General features: G+C 68.1%; 14 protein-coding genes. 10 read left to right on the forward strand and 4 right to left on the reverse strand.

Going from position 1 to position 13,683, the window contains the following annotated elements; genetic code table 11:
* Positions 1 to 33: 33 nt before the first annotated feature.
* Positions 34 to 1,626, reverse strand: a complete 1,593-nt coding sequence (locus tag HF886_RS10540; protein WP_169652262.1) for a TM0106 family RecB-like putative nuclease — start codon at positions 1,624 to 1,626, stop codon at positions 34 to 36.
* A gap of 110 nt (positions 1,627 to 1,736) precedes the next feature.
* Between HF886_RS10540 and HF886_RS10545 the strand changes: the two genes are divergently transcribed.
* The 5 genes from HF886_RS10545 to HF886_RS10565 are packed head-to-tail and all read left to right on the forward strand — an operon-like array spanning position 1,737 to position 5,077.
* Positions 1,737 to 2,420: a DUF6474 family protein gene (locus tag HF886_RS10545; protein WP_169620824.1), complete on the forward strand. Its 684-nt coding sequence runs from the start codon at positions 1,737 to 1,739 to the stop codon at positions 2,418 to 2,420.
* 7 nt (positions 2,421 to 2,427) lie between these two features.
* Positions 2,428 to 2,910 carry a hypothetical protein gene (locus HF886_RS10550; protein ID WP_169620825.1) on the forward strand — a complete coding sequence of 161 codons (483 nt, stop codon included), beginning with the start codon at positions 2,428 to 2,430 and terminating at the stop codon, positions 2,908 to 2,910.
* A gap of 37 nt (positions 2,911 to 2,947) precedes the next feature.
* The gene (locus HF886_RS10555) at positions 2,948 to 3,613 is read left to right on the forward strand and encodes a YcnI family protein (RefSeq protein WP_169652263.1); all 666 of its coding nucleotides are present in this window, start codon (positions 2,948 to 2,950) and stop codon (positions 3,611 to 3,613) included.
* Positions 3,610 to 4,131: a copper resistance CopC family protein gene (locus tag HF886_RS10560; RefSeq protein WP_169652264.1), complete on the forward strand. Its 522-nt coding sequence runs from the start codon at positions 3,610 to 3,612 to the stop codon at positions 4,129 to 4,131. The genes HF886_RS10555 and HF886_RS10560 overlap by 4 nt, the downstream gene beginning before the upstream one ends.
* Positions 4,132 to 4,135: 4 nt before the next feature.
* Positions 4,136 to 5,077 (forward strand): CopD family protein, encoded by a 942-nt coding sequence (locus tag HF886_RS10565; protein WP_169652265.1) that lies wholly within the window; start codon positions 4,136 to 4,138, stop codon positions 5,075 to 5,077.
* A 52-nt stretch (positions 5,078 to 5,129) separates the two neighbouring features.
* Here HF886_RS10565 and HF886_RS10570 read toward each other — a convergent pair whose 3' ends face one another.
* Positions 5,130 to 5,774 carry a UdgX family uracil-DNA binding protein gene (locus tag HF886_RS10570; protein WP_169652352.1) on the reverse strand — a complete coding sequence of 215 codons (645 nt, stop codon included), beginning with the start codon at positions 5,772 to 5,774 and terminating at the stop codon, positions 5,130 to 5,132.
* An 82-nt stretch (positions 5,775 to 5,856) separates the two neighbouring features.
* Positions 5,857 to 6,609, reverse strand: a complete 753-nt coding sequence (locus HF886_RS10575) for an ABC transporter permease (RefSeq protein WP_346765350.1) — start codon at positions 6,607 to 6,609, stop codon at positions 5,857 to 5,859.
* Between the two features lie 63 nt (positions 6,610 to 6,672).
* On the opposite strand from HF886_RS10575, the gene HF886_RS10580 reads away from it, so the two are divergent.
* The 3 genes from HF886_RS10580 to HF886_RS10590 all read left to right on the forward strand — a co-directional run bounded on the left by HF886_RS10580 (position 6,673) and on the right by HF886_RS10590 (position 9,768).
* The gene (locus HF886_RS10580) at positions 6,673 to 7,443 is read left to right on the forward strand and encodes a DUF427 domain-containing protein (RefSeq protein ID WP_169620831.1); all 771 of its coding nucleotides are present in this window, start codon (positions 6,673 to 6,675) and stop codon (positions 7,441 to 7,443) included.
* An 85-nt stretch (positions 7,444 to 7,528) separates the two neighbouring features.
* Complete coding sequence (locus HF886_RS10585) at positions 7,529 to 8,194, forward strand: TetR/AcrR family transcriptional regulator (protein ID WP_169652267.1); 666 nt, start codon at positions 7,529 to 7,531, stop codon at positions 8,192 to 8,194.
* Entirely contained in the window at positions 8,191 to 9,768 is a 1,578-nt protein-coding gene (locus HF886_RS10590; RefSeq protein WP_169652268.1) for an MDR family MFS transporter, read from the forward strand. The genes HF886_RS10585 and HF886_RS10590 overlap by 4 nt, the downstream gene beginning before the upstream one ends.
* On the opposite strand, the gene HF886_RS10595 is transcribed toward HF886_RS10590, so the two are convergent.
* Entirely contained in the window at positions 9,737 to 11,290 is a 1,554-nt protein-coding gene (locus tag HF886_RS10595) for a succinic semialdehyde dehydrogenase (protein WP_169620834.1), read from the reverse strand. The genes HF886_RS10590 and HF886_RS10595 overlap by 32 nt on opposite strands.
* A 151-nt stretch (positions 11,291 to 11,441) precedes the next feature.
* Here HF886_RS10595 and HF886_RS10600 point away from each other — a divergent pair, with 151 nt between their 5' ends.
* On the forward strand, positions 11,442 to 13,283 hold the full coding sequence (locus tag HF886_RS10600; protein ID WP_169652269.1) for a long-chain fatty acid--CoA ligase: 1,842 nt from the start codon (positions 11,442 to 11,444) through the stop codon (positions 13,281 to 13,283).
* 17 nt (positions 13,284 to 13,300) lie between these two features.
* A complete protein-coding gene (locus HF886_RS10605; RefSeq protein ID WP_169652270.1) occupies positions 13,301 to 13,681 on the forward strand; it encodes a DUF5313 family protein in 381 nt (126 codons plus the stop codon).
* Positions 13,682 to 13,683 lie beyond the last annotated feature (2 nt).

The raw sequence follows: 13,683 nt of genomic DNA on the forward strand, positions 1-13,683 counted from the left end.
CCCACCGTCGCCGCGTGCGGCGGCCGCGTGCGGTCAGAGATCGTCGATGTGCGGAATCTCGAGGACCGCACGATCGGACATCCACTCCCGCAGGATCTTGGTCGCGACCACGTCGTCCTCGTTGTACTCGAGCAGCCGCGCGCGCTGACTCGGATCCGGCTCGCCGTCCAGCCCGACGGCCTCGCGGTACCAGCTCATCGACGCCTCTCCCCCGGCTTCGTCGTCGCGCCAGTGGTGACCGGCGATCGGGGCGACCTTCTTGAGCCCCCTCCCGTTCGGGCACACGAACTGGTCGGTGACGGCCTGGTAGATGTCCACCCATTCGGATGATCCGATGAACGCCTTGATCTCCGCTTCGGGCGGCACACCCGGAAAACCGCGGAACCGCCGCGCCGACGACAACAACCACTTGTCTTCCGCCGACCTCGAATAGCAATAGGCCGCAAACGTTTTCCCACGGCGCTCGGCGGTACGCCGCTGGTCCGACAACCACGCCCAGAACTCGGCGAACGACCGCGCCTCGTCGTCGGTGGGTACCGGCACCCAGGTCGCGAACGGCCGGTACTCCGACTGCGATCCGGAGTTGAGGAGCGTCCCCCACAGATAGGCGCCGTGCTCGTGAAAGCTCTCCATGTCGACATCGACCTCGATGTCGGCGCGGTGGACGTGCACATGGCGGTACCGGCGGACGAGGGGGGCGCCCGCGAGCCACGCCTTCGCGATCACCACCGCATCCTCGAAGGGGCCCTGCGGCCAGATCTCGGGTGGTTCGCCTTCCCAGCCCGCGAGACCGTCGATGGTGTGAACTCCGAGTTCCCTGAGGACCTCGGCGCGCTGACCCGACGCCACCAGCGACACATCGCGTTCGCGGGTGAGTTCGGCCCGGCACCGATCCCACCACGGGCACGTCCTGCACTCCCCGATCTGCGACGGTTTCGTCGGCGTCCGGCCGCGGGCGATCTCGACGCGATCGGTCAACCGGGCGTCGTACTCGTCGAGGACCGCGCTCAGGTCGTGCACCAGAATGCAGTCGCCGCCGTACCCGATCGCGCCGCCGATCTGCCCGGGACTTGCGAGACCGTGACGCTCGAGCATCCGGTACAGGTGCGCGAGGCGCATCTGGTCGCGGACCTGGCTGCGCACTTTGCGTGTCTGGTCCACCACCGGCTTCCACTCGAACAGCCCGGTGGTCGTGGCGCCCTGACCGGGATCGGTGACCTTGTGGTTCACGACGATCACCGGGATGTAGCCCCCGCGCACGGTGTCGCGCAGCAGAATCTCCGACCTGCCCCGGCGTCCGGTGTCGACCTCGACGGGCAGCACCGCACCCCAGATCCGGTCGGCTCCGGCGCGACACGCCTCGAGAGTCTGTTCTGCGCGCTGCGACATCGAGCCGTCTGGGCCGATGAGCACCCAGCCCTCGGGGTCCGCCTCGAACAAGTGCTGACGGATCGCCTCACGGTGGGCGGCGGCCGCCTCCTGGCGCTGCCGCGCACCCGCGTTCTCGGCCGCACCTGCAAGTTCGTGGGGGAACGAAGCGTCCAGATACACCCGGTGGCGGCACCGCGTCAGCGCACTCGCCTCGAGGGAAACGGGTGTTCGCCGCACATCACGGGTTGGCTCCACAACTGTCCAGGGTATTCGCTGCGCACGGATCGCCTCGCACCAGCACCGTCACGTTAGGCTGACGCGGGGCGCCGGAGCGTCGTGTCGTACCGAATGGAGGGTGCTGTTCGATGGGGTTGTTCACACGGAAACGTCGCGCCACTCGCAAGGCGGAAGCCAAAGCTCTCAAGCACAGGGCGAAGCTCGAAGCGAAGCTGGTGGCGAAGAACCAGCTCAAGAACGACCGGCGAGCAGCGAAAGCGCAGCAGAAGCTGAGCAAGAAGCTGGCGAAGTCGCAGGTCAAGCTCGATCAGGAACTGCTCAGTTCGCAGGCGAAGATCGAGAAGGAACAGATCGCAACGCTCAAGGCACAGAAGAAGGCCGCAGAGAGCCAGGGCCTGACCGCAGCGAAGGTGCGCCGGTACCTCGGTGTCGCCCGTCTGCTCGCGCCGGTGCTCGTTCCGATCGTCTACCAGGTGGTCACGGCGCTGCGCGGTCAGCTCGACGCGCGACGGGCACAGCAACTCGGTGTCCCCATCGACGAGCTCGGCTCGTACACGGGCCGCGGTGCACGACTCAGTGCCCGGATCGCCGGCGCCGAACAGTCGCTCACCAAGATCGAGTCCCTGCACCCGAAGGACGCCGAGACGCAGAAGTTCGCCGCGGCGATCCGCGGTCGTCTCACCGACCTGACCGCGGCGGTGCAGGCTGCCGAGCAGATGCCCGCGGCGCGCCGGAAGTCGGCGCACGCCGCGATCTCGTCCGAGCTCGACGGCATCGAGGCCGATCTGCTCGCCCGGCTCGGGGTCCGCTGACCCGAACGTGAACACGAACCCGGCCCTCCTCGGCAGCACCGCGGGCATCACGACCGCGGCGCTGGCTGCGGCTGCGCACGGCGCGGCCGGTGGCGGTGTGCCCACGGGCCCCGCCTCGGCACTGCTGCTCGCAGTCGCCGCGGGGGTCGGGATCGTGGGTGCGTACGTGCCGACGCTGCCGCCGATCGCACTTCTCGCCGTCGGGCAACTCGGCACCCACGCCGTTCTCTCCGCCCTCACCGAGGGCCACCCGCACACGTCGGGATCGATGTTCGCCGCACACCTCGTGGCCGTCGCAGGCTGCGCGGTGCTGCTGGTCGCCGCCGCCCGGCTCTTCGACGCGTGCAGTACCGCGATCCGGGCCGTGACACTCCGGCTCGGCGGCGTACACGTGCCGGCGTCGCTCGCCCCGACGAGAACGACCGACCCGCTCGTCTGGGGTCGCGCTCCCCCGGCGATCTCCCGGAGAGGTCCACCGGTCGCGCGGTGACGCGCAGCCGTATTCGTTCTCCGAGAAAGATCCACCCATGAAGACATCACCTACCCGTGCCCTCGTCGGCGCGGGCGCCACTGCTGTGCTGATGCTGGCCGGTTCCGGTCTCGCGTCCGCACATGTCACGGTCGTCGCACCGGGCGCGGAGCAGGGCGGTTACACCGTGCTGACGTTCCGTGTGCCCACCGAATCCGATACCGCCGGAACCACTGCGGTGTCGGTCGGCCTGCCCGGCCTGAAGTCGGCACGCACCGAACCATTGCCGGGCTGGTCCGCGACGATCGAGAAGGATCCCGAGACCCAGCTCGCCACCGGCGTCACCTGGACCGCGGATCCGGGAGTTGCGGTCAGTCCGGGCGAGTTCCAGCAATTCGTGCTCTCCGCCGGGCCGCTCCCCGACGAGGCGGAAGTGTGGTTCCCCGCGGTACAGACCTACAGCGACGGCGAGGTCGTCGCATGGGACCAGGTCACGACCGGGGACACCGAACCCGAACGTCCCGCTCCGAGCCTGACGCTCGCGGCGGGCAACGGCGACGGGCACGGCGGCGGAGCACACACCACCGGCACCGACGCCGGCACCACGTCGGAGGACTCCGGCACCGATGTCACCGCACGGTGGCTCGGCGGCATCGGTCTCGTCCTCGGTGCGCTGGGCGTGGCCCTCGGCCTCGGCGCCGTGATCCGGGGACGGCGCTCATGAGACGCCTCTTCGTCGTTCTCGCCGCGTTGTTCACCGCACTGGCGCTCTCGGCCGGTCCCGCGTCGGCGCATTCCGTGGTGCTGTCGAGCTCGCCGGAGGACGGTGAGCAGATCGCGCAGGCACCCGAGCGGGTGAGCGTGACGTTCAACGAGCCCTTGCAGGAGCAGTTCGCGGCGATCACCGTCGTCGGCCCGGACGGCAACCTGTGGTCCGTGGGCGACCCCGCCGTCGAAGGTTCCACGGTGAGTGTCGCCGTGGACGGACTCGGTCCGGTCGGCGAGTACACCGTGGCCTTCCGGGTGACGTCCGCCGATGGGCATCCCGTCAGCGGTACCCGGACCTTCACCCTCACGCAGGAGGGCACCGGCGCGCCCGGTGAGCCGGCGTCCGGTACGTCCGAGACGGCCGACGGGAACGAGAGCGGCGACAGCGGGCCCGCCGTGTGGTGGTTCGTCGTCGCCGGTGTAGTCGTGATCGCCGGCGGACTGGTCTTCGCCCTTCGCAAGCCGAAGGCATGATCGGATGATCTCGGTGCGCCGGCGGTGGCTTCTCGGTGCCGCCGTCGGCGTACTCGCCGGCACCGTCGCCGGAGTGGCGTGCGGCTGGATGCTCGCGACCCCGGAGGCCTCCAGCTGGGTCCGGGCGCTGTCGGTGGGCACGGGATCGACCGTGCTCGGTATCGCGGTCCTCGCTGCGATGATCCGCGGTGAACGTCGGCCCGGAATCGAACCCGACGACGTGTGGCGCGCGATCGCGACGTCGAGCGGAGTGTGGCTCGCGCTCGAATCCGTCCAGCTCGTCCGGGAGGCCGCGTCCGCGGTCGCCGTTCCGGTGGGCGACCTGCGCGCCGGCTTGTTCGCCGAATACCTCGCCACTGCCGGTTCCGGGCGCGTCGAAGCCGCCGCCTGGGTCTGCGTCGCCGCGTGCGGCATCGTCGCGGTGGTGGCGTACCGGCGGTCGGCGTCGTGGTCCACCGCACCGGTACTGGTGTTCGCGGCGCTGGCGCTGATCGCGCGGCCCGCGACCGGGCACATGGCTCAGCAGACACTCGGTTCCCTGCTCAATGCCGCGCACGTCCTGGCCGCGGCCGTCTGGTTCGGGGTGCTGGCCGCATTGGCCCTCCTCGTGCGCAGACGCGGTACGTGGGCTCAGCTGCTCCCGCGCTACTCGGCGCTCGCACTGCGGTGCGTGGCGATTCTCGCGGCGACGGGCGTCATCGACGCTGCTGTCCGGATCGGGTCGCTCAGCGGACTGTTCGGCACCGGCTACGGACGCATCGTGCTGGCGAAGACCGCTGTGCTCGTGGCGTTGCTGGTGCTGGCGTGGACCTGGCGCCGAACGTGGGTGCCGGACGCGGTGTCGCACCGCGTCACCGCCGAGGAGTCGCTCCGCAACGCAGTCGTGGAGGTGTGCGGCATCGCCGTCGTCTTCGGCCTCGCCGCTGCCCTCGCCACCGCCTCCTGAACTACCGCCTCCTGAACTACCGCTTCCTGAGTTACCGCGTCCCGCGCGACCGTCACTGCCCTGAGCGGGCGGCGCGGCGGAGGTCACCGACGAGCGACCGGAGCGCGTCGTCACGGTCCGATCGGGCGCGGAGAACCGCGGACGGATGGATGGTCACCACCACCGACGGATCGTGCCCGCCGCGTATCTCGTCGGGCAGGCGCAGCACTTCGCCGCGGTGTTCGGTGAGCCTGAATCCGTTGCCCAGCAGCGCTTGCGCCGCGCTCGCGCCCAGACACACGACCACCTCCGGGCGTATCGCCTCGAGTTCGGCCAGCAGCCAGGGGCGGCACGCCGCTATCTGGCCACCCGACGGCTTCTTGTGGATGCGGCGCTTGCCGTTCGCCGAACGGTCGAAGCGGAAGTGTTTGACGGCGTTGGTGACGTAGACCGAGCCGCGATCGACACCCGCCTGCTCGAGAGCCTTGTCGAGCAGATACCCCGCCGGTCCGACGAACGGCTCGCCGGCGCGGTCCTCCTGGTCTCCCGGCTGCTCGCCGACGAGGAGCATGCGTGCGCTCTCGGGCCCCGCTCCGAAAACGGTTCGGTCGGCGGCCTTGTACAGGTCGCATCCGCGGCAAGCGCGCGCCGCCGCCGCGAGTGCGGGCACCTCGCGTGTCTCGGGCAGGTACTCCTGGGCACCGGGATAGCTCACCACGACGACGGGATACCCCCGGACGCCGGCGATCCACGCGCGCGGCGACACGAACGTGCGGGATGGTGGTGAGCGGCGTGCCCCATCAGCCGGGCACCACGGGTTGCTGCCCGGCGACGCGGCCCAGGCCGACGGCGACACAGACGGCGGTGATCGATCCCGCAGCCATGATCGCCGCGAGCACGACGACCTGGAATCGTCCCGCTTCGAGCGGGGAGAGCCCGCCGAAGATCGCGCCGACGAACGCACCCGGAAGTGTCACCAGGCCGGTTGTCTTGGTCTGATCGATCGGCGGAATCATCGCCGCGTGCACCGCGAGCCGTGCGTGCTCGGCCGTTGCCTGCCGCATGGTCGCGCCCAGCGCGAGCCATCCCTCGACTTCCAGCCATCGATCGACGACGAACTCGTGGAACCGCCGGCCTGCGAGACCCGCGACGGTCATCGCGTTGCCGATGACGATGCCGCCGAGCGCGAGCGCGTACCGCGGCGTCGCCGCTACCGCTCCGGTCACGAAGATCACCGCGAGCGCGACACCGATTCCCAGCAGCATGGCCCCGGCGACGATGGCCAGGACGCGAACGCCGCTTCCGACCCGGCGCGCGGCCGTCCATGTTCCGACCGAGAACATGACGAGCAGAACGACGCCGACCCACGCCCCGTTGGTGATGACTCCGGTGAGCACGACGCTGACGATCGCGAGTTGCAGTGCGCCACGCGCCACCGCGTACAACGACGCGAACCTGTGCGGAACCCCAAAGGCCCACAACACCGACGTGGCCACCGCTGCGAGCGCGAGGACACCGATCAGTGTGCGGAGGAGCACGTCAGGGTCGTCGATCATCGGATCGAGCGTATCCACCCGGACATGCCATCGCGATGCCGTGCGCGATACGGTCGATGCATGGCACGCAAGTCCGCTGTTCGCCGTCACGAACCCGAGTCCGACGACTACCTCTACGAGCCCACCGAACGGAGGATCCGGGGGCAGTTGTTCGATCGGACGATCGTCGACAGCAGCCGGGCTCTGCTGGTCTGGGCGCCGGGGAAGCCGGTGCCGTTCTACGCGTTCCCCCGCGACGACGTCCGGCTCGATCTGATCGCGGCGTCGCTGTCCCCGAGTCGCAGCCGACCGGATGTGTGGCAGTGGTATGACGTCGTGATCGACGAGCAACGCGCGTATTCGGTGGTCTACCAACTCGACGTCGACGGTCTGGACGATCGGCTGATCTTCCAGTGGTTCCGGCACGGGGAGACCGGGCCGGGTGACGAGGTCGACGAAGGCGAACGCTGGTTCGAGGAGGAAACCGAAGTGTTCACCCATCCACGCGACCCGCACCATCGGGTCGATGCTCTGCGCAGTTCGCGCCACGTTCGGGTCGAGATCGGCGGCACCGTGGTCGGCGAGACGCGCAATCCGGTGCTCGTCTTCGAGACGGGATTGCCCACCCGCTACTACCTGCCGCCGGAGGATGTCGATTTCTCCGTCCTCGAGGAATCCGAATGGCGGACGAGTTGCCCCTACAAGGGGACCGCGCGGTACTGGTCGTTCGTCGGCCAGCCTCCCGCGGAGAACGTGGCGTGGTCGTATCCCGAACCGTTCGCCGCGGTCGCCGATATCGAGGGCTACCTGTGCTTCTACGACGACGCCGCGGAGATCACCGTCGAGGACTGACCTGCGCATCGCACGCGGTAATGTTGTTCTCACTTCGAGAGAACAACATTTGCAGATTCTTATATTTGCACTAATGTAAAACTTCATGACTGCAGCGGAGCCCAGGGGCCAGGACGCGAAAGGTTCCCATCGCGAGCGCAAGCGGGCCCGCACGTGGGCCGCAATCCATCTCGCCGCGGCCGAATCCGCCGCCGTGCACGACCGCCTCTCGGACGTGACCGTGGAAGCGGTCGCGGAACGGGCCGAGATTTCGCCGCGCACCTTCTTCAACTACTTCAGGTCGAAGGAGGACGCCGTCCTGGGCCAGCAGGCTCCGGTGATCCACGACGACATCGCCGACGATTTCCACATCGAGGCCGGCGACGACCTCGTCGAGAAGGTCGCGTTCCTGTTGCTCGCGGTGTTCCGCACCTCGGTCCACCGCCTCATCACGTACGGCGAATACGTCACGTTGCTCGACCGCCACCCGGAACTGGCGCGCCGGCGCCTTCAGCACATCGATGCCGTGGAGGCACTCGTCGCCGACCTCGTCACCGCACGTCTCGCCGAGTCGCAGGCGCCCGGCACATCGCCCGGCGGACACGGCGGGCACACCGTCGAGGAGACAGCCCTGCTGATCGTGACGGTGGCCGGTGCCGTGATGCGCACCGCGATGGCTCCCGTGCTCGACCTTCGGAACGGGACCGAGGGCGACGCGGACTCCGTCCTCCGCCGCACCTGCGCACACTTCAGGGAGGTCACGCGAGCATGAATGCCACCGCCACCACCGCCGCACCGCGCAGCCACACCGAATTCGACCGCCGCGCAATCACCTTCATTTTCATCGGGCTGATGGCGACGATGCTCGTCGCCTCGCTCAACCAGACCGTGCTCAACCCCGCACTCCCCACCATCGTCGGCGAACTCCACGGTGTCGACAAGATGCTGTGGATCGTCACCGCGTACATCCTCGCGTCCACGATCACGATGCCGATCTACGGCAAACTAGGAGATCTGTTCGGCCGCAAGCCACTGCTGCTGACCGCCCTGACCATCTTCCTGGTGGGCTCGACCATCAGCGCGTTCGCGGGAGATATCACGTGGCTGATCGTCGGCCGCGCCGCCCAGGGTGCGGGCGGCGGCGGACTGATGGTGCTGTCGCAGGCCACTGTCGCCGACGTGATTCCGGCCCGGCAACGCGGAAAGTACCTGGGCATCATGAGCAGCGTCTTCGCGGTGTCCTCGGTCGCCGGCCCCCTGCTCGGCGGCTGGTTCACCGAGGGACCGGGATGGCGGTGGGTCTTCTACATCAACCTCCCGCTGGGCGTACTCGCCTTCATCGCGGTGGCGTTCTTTCTCCGGCTACCCCGCACCCGCAACTCGCGGCCCCGCATCGACATCGCCGGGATGACGGTCCTGTCCCTCGCCACGACGCTTCTCGTCTTCGTCGCGACCTGGGGCGGCTCGCGTTACCCGTGGACCTCTCCCGTGGTGCTGGGTCTCATCGCGGGCACGCTCGCCACGGCAGTTCTGTTCCTGTTCATCGAAAGCCGTGCGGCGGAACCTATTCTCCCGCTGCACCTGTTCCGCGACCGCAACTTCGACGTGAGCACCCTCGCCGGTCTCCTCAACAGCATCGCGTTGTTCGGTGTCGCGGCATACATGCCGACCTACCTGCAGATGGTGGCGGGACGGAGCGCGACGGTCGCGGGCCTGCTCATGTTCCCGATGATGGGATCGATGCTGATCACCTCGACGCTGGCGGGACGTCTGGTGAGCCGGACCGGCCGATACAAGGTGACGCCCATCGTCGGCTCGGTGCTCGTCGCGGTGGCGATGCTGTTGCTGTCCCTGCTCACCGTGGACACACCGATCTGGGTGCTGTGCTGCTTCCTCGCCGTGCTCGGGGTCGGACTGGGCGCATCCATGCAGATCATGGTGCTCGTCGTGCAGAACTCGTTCCCGGTCGAAGAGGTCGGCACCGCCACCGCGGGCAACAACTACTTCCGGCAGATCGGAGCGACGCTCGGTTCGGCCGTGGTCGGCAGCGTGTTCGCCACCCGCCTGAATGTGCTTCTCGCGGAACGGGTCCCGGAAGGGGGCCTCGCCGCGGACGACGCCGATTCCCTCACCCCGGCCATGGTGCACACCCTGCCCGACGCCGTGCAGCAGCCGATCCTCGAGTCCTACAACGACGCCCTCACACCGATCTATCTGGCGATCGGCCCGTTGGCGATGGTGGCCGCGGTACTGCTGTGCTTCGTCGTCGAGAAGCCCCTCGCGACCACCATCACGCGGCGTACGGACCCGGCCGTCAACGACCCGGCAGCCACCCCATCGCCTTGACGAGCGGGGGCAGCATCTTGGCCCAGATCTGCCTCGGAAGCCCGCGCGGGCCGTCGAGGTTCAGCACCCGGGTGACGGCCACGGTCTGCGACTCGGTGTACTTGAGAAGCCCTTCGGCACCGTGCCGGCGGCCCACACCGGAGATGCCTACGCCACCCATCGGAGCATCCATGCTGCCCCACGCCGGCGCGTAACCTTCGTCGACGTTGACGGTGCCGGCGCGGACCTTCGCCGCGATCTCTTCACCCTGCGCCTTGGTCGCCGCCCAGACGGAGGCATTGAGCCCGTACTCGGTGTCGTTCGCACGCCGGATCGCTTCGTCGACGTTGTCGACCGGGTACACCGACACGACCGGACCGAAGGTTTCGTCCCGGTAGCACTCGGCGTCCTCGGGAACGTCGGTGAGCACGGTCGGTTCGTAGAACAGCGGACCGAGGTCGGGGCGGGCCTTGCCGCCCGCCACCAGCGTCGCGCCCTTCGCCACCGCGTCGTCGACGTGGCCCGACACCGTCTTGACCTGGGTCTCGTTGACGAGGCAGCCCATCTCGGTGTCGAAGTCGTAGGACGCGCCGAGCTTGATCGCGCGCACCCGGTCGCCGAACATCCGCAGGAACTCCGGAGCGATCGACTTCTCGACGTAGATACGTTCGATGGAGATGCACAACTGCCCGGAGTTCGAGTAGCACGCGCGCACCGCCGCGTCGGTGACCTTCCGCAGGTTCGCTCCCGCGGTGACGATCATCGGGTTCTTGCCACCGAGTTCGGCGGAGAAACCGATCAGGCGCCGGCCGGCCTGCTCGGCGAGCAACCGGCCCGTCTGCGAGGACCCGGTGAACATCAGATAGTCGGAGTTCTCGACGATCGCCGTGCCCACCACCGATCCGGGGCCGGGCACCACGGCGAACACATCGCGTGGCACACCCGCCTCGTACAGCAGTTCGGCGACTGCGAGAGCGCAGTACGGCGTCTGACTGTCGGGCTTGAGCACCACCGCGTTGCCCGCGAGCAACGCGGGAATCGCGTCGGACACCGCAAGGGTCATCGGGTAGTTCCACGGCGCGATGACGCCGACGACACCCTTCGGATGGTGCAGCACGGTGGTCTTCGTCAGGACGGGAAGCATCCCGGTCGCCCGGCGGGGCTCGAGCAGTTTCGGAGCGACGTGCGCGTAGTGGCGCGCCGTCATCGAAATGTCGAGCACCTCCTCCTGCGCGGACGTGCGGGACTTACCCGTCTCCGCCTGAGCCATGTCCATCAGCTGGTTTCGCCGCGCGTACACCAGTTCGCGGTAACGGAGGATGATCTCCGCGCGCTCGGTGACGGGCATCCGCGCCCAGGACGCCTGCGCAGTGCGGGCACGATCGATCGCGGCCTTTGCGTCGTCGGCGGTTCCGACGGGGACGGACGCGATCTCCTTCCCGGTGAACGCCTCGACGACAGGCCGCGTGGGCCGGTCCGCCGCGTCGGGAATAGCGATGAGATCGGCGAGACGTGCGAAGGTCGCAGCGCTCGGAGCAGGCATAAGACACCCCTACCGGTGAGTAGTTCTCGGAGTTACACCAAACGTACCCTCGGAAGGTGGTCCCTGTCACAAGCGCCTACCTCCGCCCGGGTCGTGAGTTACCCGGCGAAACCGGGCATCCCGCGCGCCCCGGCTTCCTAGACTGGGGCATATGACCACATCGAAGGGCATATCCGATGAGAAGGTCGATCGAGCGAAGATCGAGAACCGGGCGCCCTCTGTGGCTCACATGTTCCTCGACCGCATCACCGCGTCTCCCGATGCCGAGGCCTTCCGGTTTCCGATGGGTGCGGAGGAATGGATCGGGGTCACGTGGGCGCAGACGGGCGAACGCGTACGCCTGCTCGCCGCGGGCCTCATCGCGCTCGGCATCCAACCCGAGGACCGGGTGTCTCTCGCGTCGACCACACGATACGAGTGGGTCCTCGCCGACCTCGCGGTGATGTGTGCGGGCGCGGCCACGACCACGGTCTACCCCACCACGAACGCCCACGACGTCGCGTTCATCGTGGCGGATTCGGGAAGCCGGATCGTTATCGCCGAGGACGCCGACCAGGTCGGCAAGCTGGTTCAGCACCGGGACGAACTGCCGGATGTCTCCGCGGTGGTGGTCGTCGACGGCCACGGTGACGGCGACTGGGTACTCGGTTACGACGATCTCGAGGACCGCGGACGCACACTGCTCGCCGAGAACCCGAACGCGGTGTCCGACCGGATCCAGCGGATCCGGCCCGATCACCTCGCGACCCTCATCTACACGTCGGGTACCACGGGAAGGCCCAAGGGTGTTCGTCTGCCGCACTCGGCCTGGACCTATGAGGCCGCCGCGATCGACGCCATCGGCCTCCTCGGTCCCGACGACCTCCAATACCTGTGGCTTCCGCTGTCGCACGTGTTCGGGAAGGTGCTGCTGACCCTTCCCCTCCAGATCGGTTTCCCGACAGTGGTGGACGGACGAGTCGACAAGATTGTCGAGAACCTCGCGGTCGTGCACCCCACATTCATGGGGGCGGCGCCACGGATCTTCGAAAAGGCGCATGCCCGAATCGAATCCATGATGGAAGACGAAGGCGGCGCGAAGAAGAGGATCTTCGACTGGGCCGTCGGCGTCGGACTGAAGATGTCCCGGGCCCGGCAGGACGGCAGGTCCCCTGGCACGCGCGACAAGCTCGGCTACGCGCTCGCCGACCGACTCGTGTTCTCCACCGTCCGCGAGCGGTTCGGCGGCAGGTTGCGCTTCTTCATCTCCGGTTCCGCGCCGCTCAACCCGGACATCGGCAGGTGGTTCGATGCGGTGGGTATCCCGGTGCTCGAGGGGTACGGGCTCACCGAGACCGCGGCCGCGTCGTGCGTCAACCGCCCGGACTCGAACCGGATCGGCACGGTCGGGCGCCCGGTGCCCGGCACCGAGATAGCGATCGCCGACGACGGCGAGGTGCTGATCAAGGGGCCGGGCGTCATGACGGGCTATCACAATCGTCCCGACGCGACGGCCGAGTCGCTCACCGAGGACGGCTGGTTCCGCACCGGCGATATCGGCAGCATCGAGGACGGTTATCTGAGGATCACCGACCGCAAGAAGGACATGTTCAAGACCTCGCAGGGCAAGTACGTCGCACCGTCCGCGACCGCGGCGACGTTCAAGGGAATCTGCCCGTACGCGTCGGAGATCGTCGTCTACGGCGAAGGCAGGCCGTACTGCGTCGCGCTGGTGGGCCTGGACGCGGAGACCGTGACCGAGTGGGCCGGCAGGAACGGGCTCGACGGGGCGAGTTTCGCGGAGATCTCGCGGCACGAGAAGACGCGCGGCATGATCTGGACGTACATCGAGGAGCTGAATCTGCAGCTCAACCGGTGGGAACAGGTCAAGAAGTTCACGATCATCGACCGCGAACTCACGGTGGAATCCGGTGACCTGACGCCGAGCATGAAGTTGCGCCGCAAAGTGGTGGTGGACTCGTTCTCGGACAGCCTGGCGGGTCTGTACGACTGAGGGCTTATGCTGTCGATATGAGTAGTGCACGACCTAATTTGTTTCAGCGCCTCGGATACATGGTCGGTCGCACGTTGCCGCCCGAGATGCGCGAGTGGGTTCGCAACGACATCCTCGGTCCCGGGGGCGCGCGGCGCTATCTGCTGCGCTGGAACCTGCCGATCATCCCGCCGTTGATGCTGTTCCTGCTGATTCCGGGCCCGGTCTGGATTCCCTTCGCGATGATGCTGCTGCTGTTCCTGCCCTGGGTCTACTTCTCGGCGGCACTCATGCCCGTGTGGCAGCGCCATCGCTTGCAGCAACACGGAATCGATCCCGAACTGCTGAGCGAGAAAGCCCGTAACCGGGCGGCCCGGGAACGCGAGGACTACGAGCGTCGCATGGGCCGGGCCGTCTGAGC

This window comes from Rhodococcus sp. 105337 (assembly GCF_012844225.1).
Lineage (GTDB): Bacteria > Actinomycetota > Actinomycetes > Mycobacteriales > Mycobacteriaceae > Rhodococcus.

Bases quoted from the DNA above. Each gene is read 5' to 3' on its own strand.
- HF886_RS10595 (WP_169620834.1), bottom strand. From the start codon at position 11,290: ATGCCTGCTCCGAGCGCTGCGACCTTCGCACGTCTCGCCGATCTCATC.
- HF886_RS10545 (WP_169620824.1), top strand. From the start codon at position 1,737: ATGGGGTTGTTCACACGGAAACGTCGCGCCACTCGCAAGGCGGAAGCC.
- HF886_RS10555 (WP_169652263.1), top strand. From the start codon at position 2,948: ATGAAGACATCACCTACCCGTGCCCTCGTCGGCGCGGGCGCCACTGCT.
- HF886_RS10580 (WP_169620831.1), top strand. From the start codon at position 6,673: ATGGCACGCAAGTCCGCTGTTCGCCGTCACGAACCCGAGTCCGACGAC.
- HF886_RS10590 (WP_169652268.1), top strand. From the start codon at position 8,191: ATGAATGCCACCGCCACCACCGCCGCACCGCGCAGCCACACCGAATTC.
- HF886_RS10565 (WP_169652265.1), top strand. From the start codon at position 4,136: ATGATCTCGGTGCGCCGGCGGTGGCTTCTCGGTGCCGCCGTCGGCGTA.
- HF886_RS10600 (WP_169652269.1), top strand. From the start codon at position 11,442: ATGACCACATCGAAGGGCATATCCGATGAGAAGGTCGATCGAGCGAAG.
- HF886_RS10605 (WP_169652270.1), top strand. From the start codon at position 13,301: ATGAGTAGTGCACGACCTAATTTGTTTCAGCGCCTCGGATACATGGTC.
- HF886_RS10560 (WP_169652264.1), top strand. From the start codon at position 3,610: ATGAGACGCCTCTTCGTCGTTCTCGCCGCGTTGTTCACCGCACTGGCG.
- HF886_RS10585 (WP_169652267.1), top strand. From the start codon at position 7,529: ATGACTGCAGCGGAGCCCAGGGGCCAGGACGCGAAAGGTTCCCATCGC.